Source organism: Telluria sp. ZB2R32 (assembly GCF_059685715.1).
Genome location: NZ_JCASIG010000001.1, coordinates 592,866 through 607,233 on the forward strand (window position 1 = coordinate 592,866; position 14,368 = coordinate 607,233).

Here is a 14,368-nt window from a genome sequence, read left to right on the forward strand (position 1 = left end):
ATTCAATCATCTTCTAATAGCCGTGGATACTGCCGACCAGCGTGTTGACGGTCAGGGTCCAGCCATCGACCAGCACGAACAGCAGCAGCTTGAAGGGCAGCGAAATCACCAGTGGCGAGAGCATCATCATGCCCATCGCCATCAGCACCGAGGACACCACCAGGTCGATGATCAGGAAGGGAATGAACAGCATGGCGCCGATCTGAAAGGCGGTCTTCAGTTCCGACAGGACGAATGCGGCCAGCTTGACGGTAAAGGCGCGGTCCTGCGGCTTCAGGTTCGGCGCTTCGCCGGCCAGGTGCGCGACCTGGGCCAGCGCGCTCTTGCTGGTTTGCGCCAGCATGAAGCGCGACAGCGGCACTTCGGCCGTCTTCAAGGCCTGTTCCAGGCCGATCTTGTTCTGGTCGTAAGGAAGAAAGGCTTCGTTCCAGACCTGCACCCCGATCGGGCGCATCACCAGCAAGGTCAGGATCAGCGCGATGCCGGTGACGACGCGGCTCGGCAAGCCTTGCTGCAGGCCGAGGGCCTGGCGCAGCAGGGAGAGCACGATCACGAAGCGCGTGAAGCTGGTGGTCATCATGACCAGCACCGGCAACAGCCCGAGCAGCGTCATCAGCACCAGGATCTGCGACTTGACGCTCATCCCGGTATTCGCGCCGGGGATGACGCCGGCCATCAGGTCCTGGGCGCTGGCGGGGGCACTTCCCAAAAATAGAGCGGCGCCCGCCAGCACGACAGCTGGTGCACCGCGGCGCAACACGCCGCTCTTGAATAACATCATGCCGTGATCAGGTCCAGGTTCAGGCCATCGAGATCGATCACTTTCAGGCCGTACTGCTCGCCCGCGACCACCACTTCGGCACGCCCGATCGGGGCGCCGTTGACCTTGATGACCAGCGGCTCGCCGGCCACCGCGTCCAGCGGCAGCACGCTCGCCGGGCCCAGGTCCATCAGGTCCTGCAGCGAGATGCGGGCCGAGCCCACTTCCAGCGTCAGGGTGACAGGAATACGGCGCATCATCTGCGGCAGGCGTGGATTGCGAGAAGGTGCGCCCACTTCCACGTTGTCGTCGATCAGGAGGTCGTCGGCCAGTTGCTCGTTGAGGTTCATGTCCATTTATTCAGCGTCTTCAAAAGAGGTTAAACACAGCTTGCCTTTGTGCTCGGCGACCGCCGCCGTGAACAGGCGGGCATCGTCGAGCAGGACGTCGGCACGGCCGACGGAAACCGGGATCACGTCGCCGACCTTCAGTGCGAACAAGGCTTCGAGCGTGATTTCGTGCGTGACCAGGCGGCCGTCGAGCTTGACCTTCAGGCTGGTGCCGATCGATTCGCCCGGACGCGCCGCGCGTTGCGGGCGCTCCGGCTGCAGCGCCTGCAGGATCAGGCCCATCATGCGGGCGTCGGGCGCCATGTAACACTGCGCCGTGCCGGCACCCTGCGGCTCGCGCAGCGTGATGGCGAGCACCCAGGCGTTCCTGGCGGGCGCCGCGGCCGGCGTCACCGCCGTGGCGCCGGAAGCCGCGGCACGCCGCTCGACTTCCACGCCGGCGGCGCTGGCGGCGACGCGCACCCGCATCGCCAGTACTTCGAACAACTGCTGCGTCAGCGTGAGCGCGAGGCGTTCCTCAGTAGCGGTTACGCGCTCCCCTGCCGGGTCGCGCAGCGGCCTGGCAGGCCCCTTGCCGCCGTAGCGCGCCTCGAGCAGGCCAACCAGCAGCGCGCGCTCGAAGGCGACGGCGGCGACGCCGTGCGCACCGCCCATGCCGAGCCAGCGCAAGGCACTGCTGTCGGGCGCCCGCTCGAACGCGACTTGTGCCAGTTCGAAGCTGCTCCAGTAGCGGCGCCAACCCGGCGCGGACAGCATGGCCGTCATGTCCTCGGCAAAGGCAGCCGCAAAGGTCGGCAATAAGTGCACGGGCCGGCCCAACAGGGTCGGATCGAGCACTTGATGCGGACGCTCTTGAACAGTTGAATTGTTAAGTGGCATAAATGCGCGGCATATACGATTTGATGAGGCGAATTGATGAGATTGAAACAGCGTATTTTTATTTCATTCCCGAAGGCAACAATTATACCTGCTTAGATGTTTCGGCTCACTTGATATTCCGCTTTGAATTCCCCGTTGCCCTACGGTAAGATCGTATCTTCATTTGCGCCACTTCCCGGGGAAACGGGCTGTTTCACGGGGGAAAAGCGTGAAATCTGCTGAATTTTGAATCGCCTTTTGATGCAGGTTTTACATGCGCAGAATTTAACATTTGCCGCAAAGAAGCTAAATTTTGATCGTCAAATGTCGCAAAAAAACTACTCAGCCTGTCACTCGCAGGCAACATCGAACGCATAGGATTTAACAAATGGGAATTGAATTAGCCGGCCAGATCAAAGCCGACCTTGCTGCACTGACAAACGACGCGCAGCGCCTGGCGATTGCACCATCTGTCGACCTGGCAACGCCTGCAGCGCAAACCGACTTCTCTTTTGCTCAAACAATGAAGAATGCGATCCAGAGTGTCGATGCGCAAGATCAAGCCGCAGCCGTAAAGATGGCCGACGTCGACAGCGGTAAAAGCGACGACCTGGTCGGCGCCATGCTCGCCAGCCAGGAAGCCAGCCTGTCCTTTTCGATGTTGATGCAAGTGCGCAACAAGGTGATGGGCGCGATGGATGAACTGATCAAGCTCCCGGTCTGACGTAACGGCAACGCGCATCGTCAACCCCATACGGAACGGAAAATCCCAACGTGATTGAGAAACTCAAGAATGCCTTCGGCGGCGCCAGGCTCGGGGCGCTGTCTCCTGCGCTGCGCAACAACCTGACCCCGCTGCTGGTGCTGGCCGTGGTCATCACCGCTGCCGTCATGATGTTCATGTGGCAGGACCAGGCCAACTACAAGCCGGTCTTCGGCGCCCGCGAAAAAGTCGCGGCCAGCGACATGATGACCGTGCTCGATGCCGAGCAGATCCCCTACCGCATCCATCCGGACAGCGGCCAGGTGATGGTACCGTCCGGCCAACTGGGCAAGGTGCGCATGCTGTTCGCTGCCAAGGGCGTGACCGCGCAACTGCCGGCCGGGCTCGAACTGATGGACAAGAACGATCCGCTGGGCGTGTCGCAATTCGTGCAGGACGTGCGCTTCCGCCGCGGCCTGGAAGGCGAACTGGCGCAAAGCATCCTGACGCTCGATGCGATCGCGTCGGCGCGCGTGCACCTGGCCATCGCCAAGAGCAATTCGTTCGTCGCCGGCGCCTCGGACCAGAGCTCGGCCTCGGTCGTGATCGCAACGAAACCGGGCAAGACGCTCGGCAACGAGCAGATCGCCGCGATCGTCAACATGGTGTCGGGCAGCGTGGCGAGCCTGTCGCCGGCACGTGTGTCGCTGGTCGACCAGGCCGGCAACTACCTGTCCTCGCGCGTCGACCTGAGCGAAGGTTTTGAGGGCGCCAGCCAAGGCGACGCCGCCGCGCTGCGCGTGTCGAACGAAGTGCGCGCCAACGTCAACGAGCTGCTCGGTCCGGTGCTGGGGGCGAACAATTTCAAGGTCAGCGTCACCGCCGACATCGACAACGACAAGATCGAGGAAACCCAGGAAAAATACGGCGAAGCGCCGAAGGTCACCAGCGAAGCGATGCGCGAAGAGCTGGAAAAGAGCCGCCTGGCGATGGGTGTGCCGGGCACGCTGTCGAACCGTCCGCCGGTGCCAAGCGATCCGGCCGCGCCGGCCGCCGATGGCGCCGCTGCTGCCGCCGACAAGGCCAACGACAACAACAACTCGCGCAAGAACGCGACCACCCGCCAGTACGCCTACGACCGCGCGATCACCCAGATCAAGCGTTCGCGCGGCCGCCTGCGCAAGCTGTCCGTCGCCGTCGTGCTGAACAATGCCAGCGCCGCGAACGCCAAGGTCGGCTACACGCCTGCCGAACTGGCGAACATCGACAAGATCCTGCGCGGCGGCCTCGGCATCGATCAGGCGCGCGGCGACGTGTTGGCTGTCTCGGCCTTGACCTTCCCTGCCGTGGCCCCGGTCGAGCCGTGGTACCAGGAGCGCGACACCATCGTCGACGCCGTCCGCTACGGCCTGTGGATCGTCGGTGCTCTGCTCGCCTACCTGCTGCTGGCCCGTCCGATGCTGCGTACCGTCACGGCGCGCATGACGCCGGCGCTGCCTGCACCGGGCGCAGCCCCAACCGCGGCGCTGCCGAATGTCGCCACTGCCAGCGCTGCCCCGGCCATGGCTGCCGCGGCGCTGCCCGCTGCTGCCGGCACCGGCGCCGCCGCCGTCGTGCCGCTGCTCGAAAACTACGATTTGCCTCCTGCCGGCTCCGCCGTCGATGTGATGGTCGATCACCTCAAAGTGCTGGCCGGTAAAGAACCGGAGCGCGTTGCCGAAGTCGTCAAACAATGGGTGCAGAAAAAACATGGCCGAACTGAACAATAACGCCGAGGGCGCCGTCCTGACCCCGGTCGAGCAAGCTGCGATCGTCCTGCTGTCGATCGGCGAAGAGCCGGCCGCCGCCGTGCTGCGCTGCCTCGAGCGCGACGAACTGATCGAACTGACCCAGGTGATGTCGCGCATGAGCGGCATCAAGGTCGATTCGGTCAAGTACGCGGTCCAGAATTTCTTCGACGACTACCGCGAGCAAAGTGGCCTGCACGGCGCCTCGCGCACCTACCTGAAGCGCTCGCTCGACCTGGCACTGGGCAGCGACATCGCCAACAGCGTCCTGAACACGATCTATGGCGACGCGATCCGCCCGATGATGGCGCGCCTGCAGTACGCTTCGCCGAAGTGGCTGGCCGAATTCATCTCGCACGAACACGTGCAGATGCAGGCCGTCTTCCTCGCCTTCCTGGCGCCGAGCCTGGCCGGCCAGATCATCGAAGGGCTGCCCGAAAGCAGCCGCGACCTGGTGCTGCTGAACCTCGCGCGCCTCGACGAGATCGACCGCGACCTGCTGCAGGAACTGGAAGAACTGGTCACGCGCTGCCTGTCCGCGCTCGACACGCAAAGCGCCAGCGTGGAAGGCGTGCGCCAGGTCGCCGAGATCCTGAACCGCCTGCCGAACAACCGTGCCGGCATGGTCGAACTGCTGCGCGCCCACGATCCGGACGTCGTATCCCAGATCGAGATGTCGATGTACGACTTCTTCATCCTGTCGCGCCAGACCGAACAGGTCATCACGCGCCTGCTCGACGACATCCCGCTCGAGCAGTGGGCCATCGCACTCAAGGGCGCCGAGCCGGCCCTGCGTGACGCGATCCTGATGGCGATGCCGAAGCGCCAGGCGCAGAGTTTCGAAGACCTGATGCGCCGTTCGGGTCCGGTGCCGATGTCGCGCATCGAGCAGACGCGCAAGGACATCATGGTGGCCGTCAAGGCGCTGGCCGATGCCGGCGAGATCGACGTGCAGTTGTTCGCCGAGGCCACCGCCGAATGAAGCAGTTCCGGCCTTTTCACTTTCCGCCCCTGCACCAGGTGCGCGCCGCCAACGGTACTTTGCCAGCCGGCGGCGTTGGTGCTCCTTCACAGGAAGACTGGGACAGCGCGCTGGCCGCCGGCTACCGCCAGGGCCAGCAGGATGGCTTCGACGCCGGCTACGAAGCGGCGCGCGCCGAAGGCTTTGCGCGCGGCCAGGCCGAGGGCCTCGAACGCGGCCTGGAAGAAGGCCGCGCCCAGGCGCTGGCGCATCTCGACCAGATCGGCAAACCCGTCGACGCCGCCTTGCGCGCCCTGAAAAAACTGAAAAGCGATTTCAAGACCGCCCAGCGCAAGGAAGTCGTCGACCTGGTCGGCAAGATCGCACGCCAGGTGATCCGCGCCGAACTGGCGCTGCAGCCAACCCAGCTGCTGGCCCTGGTCGACGAAGCCCTGGCCGCGATGCCGCCGGCGCGCGACACGGTCGAAGTGCTGATGAACCCCGAGGAACTCAAACGCGTGACCGAGCTCGATCCGAAGCGTGCCAAGAAGTGGAACCTGCTCGCCGACCCGTCGCTCGTCGCGGGCGAAATCCGCGTGAAAGCGGGCGACCATGAAGTCGACGCCGGCTGCCAGGGCCGCCTGGCCGCCTGCATGGACCAGGTGCGCGACGCCGTCGCCGCCACGGAAGGAGACGCGGCATGACGGCCCTGTTCGAGACGCTGCGTTCGCTCGACATCGACGCGGTACCGGTCGCCACGCCGACCGGCCGCCTGGTCGGCGCGCAGGGCCTGCTGCTGGAATCGGTCGGCTGCAAGCTGCACACCGGCCAGCGCTGCCGCGTCGAACTCAACGACGGTGGCTGGCTCGATGCCCAGGTCGTGGGTTTCCGCGACAAGGTGTCGTACCTGATGCCGTTCAAGAAGGCGAACGGCCTGGCCACCGGGGCGCGCGTGCTGCCCGAAAAAACCGCAGCCAGCCTGATGATCGGCCCGTCGTGGCTGGGCCGCATGGTCAATGGCCTGGGCGAAGAGATCGACGGCCTCGGCCGCCTCGGCGGCGACCAGCCGCTGAACTTCACCCCACCGAAGGTCAACCCGCTGCGCAAGACCCCGGTCGACGAGCCGCTCGACGTCGGCGTGCGCGCGATCAATTCGATGCTGACCCTCGGTAAAGGCCAGCGCGTCGGCCTGATGGCCGGTTCCGGCGTCGGCAAATCGGTGCTGCTCGGCCTGATCACGCGCCAGACCGTGGCCGACGTGGTCGTGGTCGGCCTGATCGGCGAGCGTAACCGCGAAGTGCGCGAATTCGTCGAGAAGTCGCTCGGACCGGAAGGCTTGAAACGCGCGGTGCTGGTGGTGGCGCCGGCGGATGAGTCGCCGATGATGCGCGTGATGGCGACCGAACTGTGCCACTCGATCGCGGCGCACTTTCGCGACCGCGGCCAGAACGTGCTGCTGCTGGTCGACTCGCTGACCCGCTACGCGATGGCGCTGCGCGAAGTGGCGCTGTCGCTGGGCGAGCCGCCGGCCACGCGCGGCTATCCGCCGTCGGTGTTCTCGAACCTGCCGCAACTGGTCGAATCGGCCGGCAACGGCGAGCACGCCGAGGGCAGCATGAGCGCAATCTATACCGTGCTGGCCGAAGGCGACGACCAGCAGGATCCGGTGGTCGACACGGCGCGCGCGATTTTGGATGGCCACATCGTGCTCACGCGCGAACTGGCCGAGCGCGGCCACTATCCGGCGATCGACGTCGCCCAGTCGATCAGCCGCTGCATGGCGCAAGTGGTCACGCCCGAGCACTCGAACGCGGCGCGCAAACTCAAAGCCTCGCTGGCGCGCCATGCGCGCGTGCGCGACCTGATTCCACTGGGCGCCTACACGCCGGGCGCCGATCCGGAAACCGACCGCGCGGTGCGCCTGCAGCCGCACATCGAAGCCTTCCTGTGCCAGGGCACGCGCGAAGGCGCGCCGCTTGACGCGTGCGTACCGCAACTGCAAGGAATGATGCAATGAATCGCCGTGATCAGATCCACAGCCTGGGCACACTGGTGCAGCTGCGCAGCACGGAGGTCGACAAGCTGCAGACCGAACTCGCCCGCCAGGAGGCGACGCGTGCGCGCTACGCGGCCAACCTCGAGCGCCTGCACTCGCTGGCCGAAGGCAGCGGAGCGTCAGGCGAAAGCGCGGGACGTTTGGCCCCCGCGCTGGCGCTGAACTGCGGCCAGTACAAGCAGGCCGTGTTCGCACTGGCCGACACCCACCGTACCGACCTCCAGCTGCACGAGGCGAACATGGCGGTCTCGCAGCGCAACCTGGCGCAGGCATGGACCCGCCGCGAACTGCTCGGCAAGGTGCTCGAGCAGCAGCAGGACGCGTTGGCGCGCGAGCAGGATCGTGCCGCGCGCAAGCGTGAAGACGAGATCGCTACCCAGTCATGGCTGGCGGGCCGGGCGTAACACGAATTCCAAGGAGAACAACAATATGGCAGGCATTTCCACCAACTACGATCCGGCTTCGACCGCGCAGGCCCTGGCCGAATCCTTTACGTCGGGACGCCAGGCGATCCTGACGCGCCAGGGCGCGCAAACAACCGCCACCGAAAAGGGCTTGACCACGCTCGGCTCGGCCCTGAGTGCCTTCCAGAGCAGCCTTGCCTCGCTGACGGGCCTGAACAAGACGATGTCGGCCAGTAGCGCGGTCTTCAGCGACACCGCCATTGCCAGCGCCAGCGCGACGGCCAACGCAGCGCCGGGCAGCTACAGCTTCTTTGTCGAGCAGGTCGCCAGCGCGCACAAGGTCTCGTATGGCGGCATGACCGATTTCGCCGGCGGCGGCTCGCTGACGCTGGGCGTGGGCGGTAGTTCGTTTTCGATCGACCTCGGCACCAAGGCCAACTGGACCGTGCGCGAGCTCGCGGCGGCGATCAACGGCGCAGCCGATAACACCAGCATGTCCGCTGCCGTCGTGACCACCGGGACCACCTCGGAACTGGTGCTGACCTCGAAAACGACGGGCCTCGCGAACACCATTTCGGTCAGCAGCACGGGCACGGATGCCGGTCTCGCGGCCAAGCTGGGCGGCACGCGCAACGAGCTGGCGCCGGCACTCGATGCGGTGGTACGCGTCGGCTCGGCCACCGGTACCGAAATCCGCCAGGCGAGCAATACGCTGTCCGTGATCGATGGCGTCACCATGACGCTGACGAAGGCGCAGGCCGCGGGCAGCACGCCGGTGACGCTGACGGTGGCGTCGGACGCGACCAGGACGGCGGCGAACGCGCAGGCATTCGTCGACGCCTACAACAAGCTGAAAACGGCCATCGACGGCCTGGTCAGCCCGGGCGACCCGAAAAGCGGCGGCGAAGCCGGCGCCTTTGCCGGCGACAGCGGCGTGCGCGCACTGCGCGACCGCATGGTCAACGCCTTGCGCAGCACGGGCGCCAGCAGTCTGGCCAACTTCGGCATCACCGCCAACCGCCAGGGCACGCTCACGCTCGACAGCACCCGCCTGAACAAGGCGCTGGCGCTGAACCCGACCGGCCTCGATACGCTGATCGGCAGTACGTCCACGACCGGCGCCAGCGGCATCGCCGGCCAGCTCGACGGCTACCTGAAGCTCTGGACCAGCAGCGCGAATGGCCAGATCGGCAGCCGCAAGGATGCCGTCAGCAAGCTGCAAAGCAGCCTGACCGAACGACAGACCGCACTCGACAAACAGTACGACAGCGCCTATGCGCGCTACCTGGCGCAGTTCACCCAACTGCAGTCCGTTCAAAGCAATATGTCCTATAACACCTCGCTGTTCGACAGTTTGTTCAGCAGCGCCAAAGATTAAACTTCACGCCTAACTCATCGCCATGTCCTATCAAGAAGCTTACGGTAATTATCATGCGGTCAATCTCGACTCGCAGACCTCGCGCGCAACCCCGGTCGAACTCGTCCTGCTGTTGACCGACGGCCTGCTCGACGAACTGGCGCGCGTGCGCGCCCACATCGTCGGCAAGCGCTACGAACAGAAAGCGGCCGGCATCGACAAGTGCTGCGAGATCATCAACGGCCTGTCGAGCTCGCTCGACTTCGACAGCGGCGGCGACACCGTCGCCAACCTGGCCAACCTGTATGACTTCTGCTCGTCGCGCCTGCAGGGCGCCGGCATCAAGATGGATCCGGCCATGGTCGACGACGTGGTCGGCGTGTTGACGACGATCCGCCAGGGCTGGCAAGGCGTACAGGCACGCAATGCCTAGGAGCGCAGCGCTCGGCAGGCTCGCCGCCGGTTTCAAGGAAGCCGGCGCGGCGCAAGACTGGGAGTACCTGGGCGCCCTCGCCGCCGCGCTGGCGCCGCAACTGGCGACGCTCGCCGCCCGCGGCGCCTGGAACCGCAACGAGCTGGCCGCACTGGCGCAGTTGCGCGCGGCCCATGACGGCGCCGCCGCCGCCTGCTCCGAAGCACTCGATGCGCTCGGCGCCCGGCTTGCCGGGATGCGCAACAACAAGGATGGCTGGATGGCGTACGCGCTCACCGGTGACATGGAAACGGCTGGACACCAAGAATGAACCTGACACTGACTAACCTGAACGGGCCGGCGCCTGCCGCCAAGGGAACGGCTGCGAACGATGCGGCTGCGCCGGCTACGTTTGACGCAGCCGCTGCGGTGCCCAACACTGTGGACGCCGCCCAGCCGGCGCTCGTCCAACCGGCGCTCGCGTTCGCGCAATGGCTCGGCCTCGACCAGATGGCGCCAACGGACGTGGACGCAACTGCAGCTGCAGCTGCGCCCGACGGCGCACCGGCAGCGGACGACATCCGTGTCGAAGAACAGCAGCAGGCCGCCGATACGCCGCTGCTGGGTGCGATGGCGATGCCGATGCCATTGATGCCAGTTCCCCAGGCGACGCTGGCGGCGGTCGTTGCCGCATTGCCTGGTGCTTCAGCCCTGCCGGCCGCTAAAGAACCGGCGCCGGCTGCCGATACCGAGGTTTCGCCACCGGTCGGCAGCCCTGCATCGGGCCGCGCAGGCCGCGCCGATCTGGCCGCCCGGCCGGCTGCCGCTCCTGCGCTGCCCTTGGCCGACATGCCGGTCCAGGCTGCGGTTGCAAAGGCGGCGCCGGCCGCGCTTCCCGCCGATACATCGGCAGCGAACGCCGACACGCCGCAGGACCAGGCCGCACCGGTCACCGAGCGTGGCGCCGCCAACATCGCCGGCATGGCGAGCACAAGCGCGCCGGTCGCTGGCACGCCTCAACGCACGGGCGATACCGTCACGCTGTCTGGTCCGCCGACCGCATGGCGCCAGACCCTGCAGGAAGCGCTCGGCGAGCGTCTCCAGCTTCAGGTCGGCAGCAAGGCCGAGCAAGCCGTGATCCGCCTCGAGCCGCCGATGCTGGGCCGCGTGGAAATCGCGATCCGCCACAGCGCCGGTTCGCTCGAGGTGCAGATCTCGGCAACCCATGGCGAAGTGCTGCGCCAGCTGCAGACGGTCAGCGAAAACCTGCGCAACGACCTGGCCCAGCGCCAGTTCAGCGACGTGTCGGTCAACGTCGTCCCGACGCCGCGCGCGGCTAACGGGGCGCCGATGTTCGCCGGCGGTGAAGGCCGCGGGCGCCAGCAGGATGGGCGCCAGCAGGAACAAGACCCGGGCAATGCCCTGGCCGAAGCAAACAGCGGATTTTCGTCGTTCTCGCTGGACGGTCTCTCACTGAGCGGTCGCGCCCAGGGCCGCAGCTAATCAATCAAGAATAACCCTGACAAGATCAATGAACAGCAAGCTCAAGATGATTCTCGGCGTCGTCGCCGTCGTGTTGGTGGCCGCAGGTGCGGCCGGTGGCGCCATGTGGTGGATGAAGTCGCAGGAACCGGCGCATGGCGCAGAAGCTGCCCCCAAGGCTGCGCCGAAAAAGGAAAAGTCGGACGCGCCGCCCAAATACGTCACGCTCGACAAGGTGATCGTGATGCTGCGCCGCGCGCCGAACGAGGGCACGACGCATTACCTGTCGGCCGACCTGGTGCTGGCCACCGACGCCAAGGGCGAAAAGCCGACCAAGGAACACCTGCCGCTGCTGCGCGCGATCGCCGTGCGCTCGCTCTCGAGCTTCACGCTGGCGCAGGCTTCGAGCATGACCGTCGAGCAGGTTGCCGCGCAGTTGAACAAGACTTTCGATGCCAACTATGCCAGCGAGGAACGGGAAAAGCCGTTCGGCGAAGTCATGATCGGCAAGCTGATCGTCGAATGACGGCTGGGGACCACGTGGCCTTTTCAGACAATTACGGCGACTACGCCGATGCTGCCTGCGCCGGCGGCTACCAGCAGGCGTCGGCCGGCATGAGCGCGCGCGAGGAGCAGCAGCATCTGGTGGCCTATGCGCCGCTGGTCAAGCGCATCGTGCGCCAGCTGAACTCGCAGGTGTCCGGCGTCATGTCGCGCGAGGACATGGAGCAGATCGGCCTGATGGGCCTGCTGGAAGCGTTGCGCCGCTACGGCGCGCCCGACACCGGCTTCGGCAGCTTCGCGTCCCTGCGCATCCGCGGCGCCATCCTCGACGAGCTGCGCCGCCAGGACTGGCGTCCGCGCGCGGTGCGCCAGGATGCGCACCGCGTGCGCGACGGCCTGCGCGCCCTCACCCGCAAGCTGGGCCGCGAGCCGAGCGCGCAGGAAGCCGCCGATGCGCTCGGCATCACCCAGGAAGCGTACCACCAGCACCTGCTCGACGACGGCGCCGAAGAGATGATGAGCTTCGACGAAGTGCTGCAGGAAGCGCTCGACCCCGCCAACAGCATGCCCGGCCCGGAAGAAGCCTTCATGGTGCGGCGCAGCCTGGAACAGGCACTGGGCGCGCTGTCCGAGCGCGAGCAGCGCGTGATCCAGATGATCTACGAGTTCGAGCTGAGCTACAAGGAAATCGCCGCCGTGCTCGACCTGTCCGACGCCCGCGTCTGCCAGCTCAACAAGAGCGCGCTGGCCAAGATGAAAGCCGCCATCGGCGCGCGCTGAAGTTTAAAAAACAAACAATATGATCCTCATCCAGAAAGGCCTGTCATGCAGCAATTCCTAGGTATTTTCATCGTGCTCGGCTGCGTGTTCGGCGGCTTCGCACTGATGGGCGGCACGGTCACTGCGATCTGGCACCCGATCGAAATCCTGATCATCGTCGGCGCCGCCTTTGGCGCCCTCGTGATCGGCAACGAAAAGCACGTGCTGACCGAGATGGCGCACCAGCTGAAAAAAATCGCATCGCGTAAAAAACACGATTCGGAATTCCAGCGCCAGCTGCTGCTGCTGATGTACGAACTGCTGCAACTGGCCGCCGGTGGCCTCAAGGCCCTCGACGCCCACGTCGAAGCACCGAAAGACAGCGCGATCTTCCAGCGTTATCCGCGCATCCTGGACGAGCCGAAGCTGCTGGCCTTTATCGTCGATAACTTCCGCCTGATGGCGATGGGTAAGATCAACGCCCACGAACTCGAGGGCGTGCTCGAACAGGAACTCGGCGCCATCCACGAAGAACTCATGCAGCCGTCGAAATCGCTGCACAAGATCGCCGAAGGCATGCCCGGTTTCGGCATCCTGGCCGCCGTCCTCGGCATCGTGATGGCCATGTATTCGGTGGCCGAAGGCGCCGATTCGGGCGCGATCGCGGAAAAGGTCGGCGCGGCGATGGTCGGTACCTTCATCGGCATCTTCTTCTGCTACGGCCTGCTCGATCCGCTGTCGAACATGATGAAGCAGCTGGTCAACGGCGAAGCCTCGACCATGGAAACCGTCAAGGTGGTGCTGTGCACCCACGTGGCCGGCAAGCCCGCCCTGCTGGCGATCGACGCCGGCCGGCGCCTGATCCAGCTGAACACCAAGCCGAGCTTCGCCCAGCTGGAACAGTGGATCAACGCCATGGGCGGCGAAGACGAATCGCAGAACAAGCGGCGCCGCACCGGCGACCGCATGACGGGGTAAGCAGTGTCCAAGCCCAACGACAAGCAGCACGAACAGACCATCATCAAGCGTGGCGGCGGCAAGCACGACCACGACGAGCACGGCGGCGCCTGGAAAGTCGCATTCGCCGACTTTTGCCTGGCCCTGCTGTCGCTGTTCCTGGTGCTGTGGCTGATGGCCGCGCGCGAGAAGGAAGCGGTGCAGAACATGATGAAGGATGCCGCCGCCGGCCAGCTCGAAGGCCCGGGCGACCGGCCGTCGATCGCGACCGCCCCCAGCGGCAGCCTGATCGAACGCTTCCCGACGCTGCACGACGGTACCGGTCCGGGTCCCGGCAAGGATGCCGGCGCCGGCGCAGCGGCCGCGGAAGCGCGCGTCTCCTACGATTCGCCGGCCGACCTGAACCTGCTGTCGAAAAAGCTGGAAAAGATGAGCGAAGACGCCGGCCTGGCGGCCAACCTGCAATCGGAAATCACGCCCTACGGTTTGCGCGTCATGTTGCACGATACCGACCGCCAGGGCATGTTCATGCGCGGCAGCGCGCTGCCGACCGGACGTTTCGCGCGCCTGCTGCAAAAGATGGCGCCGCTGTTCGCGCAGATGGAAAACCAGATGCTGATCGTCGGCCATACCGACTCGGTACAATACACCTTCGCCGAAAAAACCGGCATGTCGAACTGGTCGCTGTCCTCGAACCGTGCGATGGCCGCGCGCGCCCAGCTCCTGCAGGGAGGCATGCGCGGCGACAGCGTGCTGCAGGTGGTCGGCATGGCCGACCGCGCGCCGCTCGACGCCAAGCGTACCGATGCCGGCATCAACCGCCGTATCGAACTGATGATCCTGACGCGCGCCCAATCGCGCTCGGTGGCGGCAATGTTCGGCGCGCCGGGCGCCACCGAAACGCTGCTCGAAGGCGTGTCGGTCAGCGCGCCCGGCAAGACGGCGGCGGACGACACCGCGTCGCTGCGCGGCCAACTGGCGAAGTAACCATGACGATTCAATCGAAAACCCGAGGTAC

17 protein-coding genes are annotated in these 14,368 nt (G+C 65.7%); 14 read left to right on the plus strand and 3 right to left on the minus strand.

Translation table 11 applies throughout. The features are described from left to right. Positions 1–13: 13 nt before the first annotated feature. From fliP to AC56LG_RS02600, 3 genes are read right to left on the minus strand one after another with little or no spacing between them, the layout of a single operon-like run. On the minus strand, positions 14–781 hold the full coding sequence (fliP, locus tag AC56LG_RS02590; protein ID WP_497164565.1) for a flagellar type III secretion system pore protein FliP: 768 nt from the start codon (positions 779–781) through the stop codon (positions 14–16). Further along, positions 778–1,116 carry a FliM/FliN family flagellar motor switch protein gene (locus tag AC56LG_RS02595; RefSeq protein WP_497164566.1) on the minus strand — a complete coding sequence of 113 codons (339 nt, stop codon included), beginning with the start codon at positions 1,114–1,116 and terminating at the stop codon, positions 778–780. The genes fliP and AC56LG_RS02595 overlap by 4 nt, the downstream gene beginning before the upstream one ends. After that, positions 1,117–1,947: a FliM/FliN family flagellar motor switch protein gene (locus AC56LG_RS02600; RefSeq protein ID WP_497164567.1), complete on the minus strand. Its 831-nt coding sequence runs from the start codon at positions 1,945–1,947 to the stop codon at positions 1,117–1,119. 409 nt (positions 1,948–2,356) lie between these two features. On the opposite strand from AC56LG_RS02600, the gene fliE reads away from it, so the two are divergent. From fliE to AC56LG_RS02670, 14 genes are read left to right on the plus strand one after another with little or no spacing between them, the layout of a single operon-like run. After that, the gene (gene fliE / locus AC56LG_RS02605) at positions 2,357–2,692 is read left to right on the plus strand and encodes a flagellar hook-basal body complex protein FliE (RefSeq protein ID WP_497164568.1); all 336 of its coding nucleotides are present in this window, start codon (positions 2,357–2,359) and stop codon (positions 2,690–2,692) included. Between the two features lie 50 nt (positions 2,693–2,742). Continuing rightward, positions 2,743–4,440, plus strand: coding sequence for a flagellar basal-body MS-ring/collar protein FliF (fliF, locus tag AC56LG_RS02610; RefSeq protein WP_497164569.1), 1,698 nt, complete (start codon positions 2,743–2,745; stop codon positions 4,438–4,440). Next, positions 4,421–5,440, plus strand: coding sequence for a flagellar motor switch protein FliG (locus tag AC56LG_RS02615; protein WP_497164570.1), 1,020 nt, complete (start codon positions 4,421–4,423; stop codon positions 5,438–5,440). Before fliF ends, AC56LG_RS02615 begins: the two co-directional genes overlap by 20 nt. Then, positions 5,437–6,123: a flagellar assembly protein FliH gene (gene fliH / locus AC56LG_RS02620; protein ID WP_497164571.1), complete on the plus strand. Its 687-nt coding sequence runs from the start codon at positions 5,437–5,439 to the stop codon at positions 6,121–6,123. The genes AC56LG_RS02615 and fliH overlap by 4 nt, the downstream gene beginning before the upstream one ends. Continuing rightward, the gene (gene fliI / locus AC56LG_RS02625) at positions 6,120–7,436 is read left to right on the plus strand and encodes a flagellar protein export ATPase FliI (RefSeq protein ID WP_497164572.1); all 1,317 of its coding nucleotides are present in this window, start codon (positions 6,120–6,122) and stop codon (positions 7,434–7,436) included. The genes fliH and fliI overlap by 4 nt, the downstream gene beginning before the upstream one ends. Further along, on the plus strand, positions 7,433–7,879 hold the full coding sequence (gene fliJ / locus AC56LG_RS02630; protein WP_497164573.1) for a flagellar export protein FliJ: 447 nt from the start codon (positions 7,433–7,435) through the stop codon (positions 7,877–7,879). The genes fliI and fliJ overlap by 4 nt, the downstream gene beginning before the upstream one ends. 25 nt (positions 7,880–7,904) lie before the next feature. Continuing rightward, positions 7,905–9,257 carry a flagellar filament capping protein FliD gene (gene fliD / locus AC56LG_RS02635; protein ID WP_497164574.1) on the plus strand — a complete coding sequence of 451 codons (1,353 nt, stop codon included), beginning with the start codon at positions 7,905–7,907 and terminating at the stop codon, positions 9,255–9,257. 22 nt (positions 9,258–9,279) lie between these two features. Continuing rightward, complete coding sequence (gene fliS / locus AC56LG_RS02640) at positions 9,280–9,669, plus strand: flagellar export chaperone FliS (RefSeq protein ID WP_497164575.1); 390 nt, start codon at positions 9,280–9,282, stop codon at positions 9,667–9,669. Next, positions 9,662–9,979: a hypothetical protein gene (locus tag AC56LG_RS02645; RefSeq protein ID WP_497164576.1), complete on the plus strand. Its 318-nt coding sequence runs from the start codon at positions 9,662–9,664 to the stop codon at positions 9,977–9,979. The genes fliS and AC56LG_RS02645 overlap by 8 nt, the downstream gene beginning before the upstream one ends. Continuing rightward, on the plus strand, positions 9,976–11,151 hold the full coding sequence (locus AC56LG_RS02650; RefSeq protein ID WP_497164577.1) for a flagellar hook-length control protein FliK: 1,176 nt from the start codon (positions 9,976–9,978) through the stop codon (positions 11,149–11,151). Before AC56LG_RS02645 ends, AC56LG_RS02650 begins: the two co-directional genes overlap by 4 nt. Positions 11,152–11,179: 28 nt before the next feature. Continuing rightward, complete coding sequence (locus AC56LG_RS02655) at positions 11,180–11,656, plus strand: flagellar basal body-associated FliL family protein (RefSeq protein ID WP_497164578.1); 477 nt, start codon at positions 11,180–11,182, stop codon at positions 11,654–11,656. Next, the gene (locus AC56LG_RS02660; RefSeq protein ID WP_497164579.1) at positions 11,653–12,414 is read left to right on the plus strand and encodes a FliA/WhiG family RNA polymerase sigma factor; all 762 of its coding nucleotides are present in this window, start codon (positions 11,653–11,655) and stop codon (positions 12,412–12,414) included. Before AC56LG_RS02655 ends, AC56LG_RS02660 begins: the two co-directional genes overlap by 4 nt. 45 nt (positions 12,415–12,459) lie before the next feature. Further along, a complete protein-coding gene (motA, locus tag AC56LG_RS02665) occupies positions 12,460–13,371 on the plus strand; it encodes a flagellar motor stator protein MotA (protein WP_192049501.1) in 912 nt (303 codons plus the stop codon). A gap of 3 nt (positions 13,372–13,374) precedes the next feature. After that, positions 13,375–14,337 carry a flagellar motor protein MotB gene (locus AC56LG_RS02670; RefSeq protein ID WP_497164580.1) on the plus strand — a complete coding sequence of 321 codons (963 nt, stop codon included), beginning with the start codon at positions 13,375–13,377 and terminating at the stop codon, positions 14,335–14,337. Positions 14,338–14,368 lie beyond the last annotated feature (31 nt).

Coding starts and splice junctions, on each gene's coding strand:
- fliP (WP_497164565.1), bottom strand. CDS start 781: ATGATGTTATTCAAGAGCGGCGTGTTGCGCCGCGGTGCACCAGCTGTC.
- AC56LG_RS02595 (WP_497164566.1), bottom strand. CDS start 1,116: ATGGACATGAACCTCAACGAGCAACTGGCCGACGACCTCCTGATCGAC.
- fliE (WP_497164568.1), top strand. CDS start 2,357: ATGGGAATTGAATTAGCCGGCCAGATCAAAGCCGACCTTGCTGCACTG.
- AC56LG_RS02615 (WP_497164570.1), top strand. CDS start 4,421: ATGGCCGAACTGAACAATAACGCCGAGGGCGCCGTCCTGACCCCGGTC.
- fliH (WP_497164571.1), top strand. CDS start 5,437: ATGAAGCAGTTCCGGCCTTTTCACTTTCCGCCCCTGCACCAGGTGCGC.
- fliI (WP_497164572.1), top strand. CDS start 6,120: ATGACGGCCCTGTTCGAGACGCTGCGTTCGCTCGACATCGACGCGGTA.
- fliJ (WP_497164573.1), top strand. CDS start 7,433: ATGAATCGCCGTGATCAGATCCACAGCCTGGGCACACTGGTGCAGCTG.
- fliD (WP_497164574.1), top strand. CDS start 7,905: ATGGCAGGCATTTCCACCAACTACGATCCGGCTTCGACCGCGCAGGCC.
- fliS (WP_497164575.1), top strand. CDS start 9,280: ATGTCCTATCAAGAAGCTTACGGTAATTATCATGCGGTCAATCTCGAC.
- AC56LG_RS02645 (WP_497164576.1), top strand. CDS start 9,662: ATGCCTAGGAGCGCAGCGCTCGGCAGGCTCGCCGCCGGTTTCAAGGAA.
- AC56LG_RS02650 (WP_497164577.1), top strand. CDS start 9,976: ATGAACCTGACACTGACTAACCTGAACGGGCCGGCGCCTGCCGCCAAG.
- AC56LG_RS02655 (WP_497164578.1), top strand. CDS start 11,180: ATGAACAGCAAGCTCAAGATGATTCTCGGCGTCGTCGCCGTCGTGTTG.
- AC56LG_RS02660 (WP_497164579.1), top strand. CDS start 11,653: ATGACGGCTGGGGACCACGTGGCCTTTTCAGACAATTACGGCGACTAC.
- motA (WP_192049501.1), top strand. CDS start 12,460: ATGCAGCAATTCCTAGGTATTTTCATCGTGCTCGGCTGCGTGTTCGGC.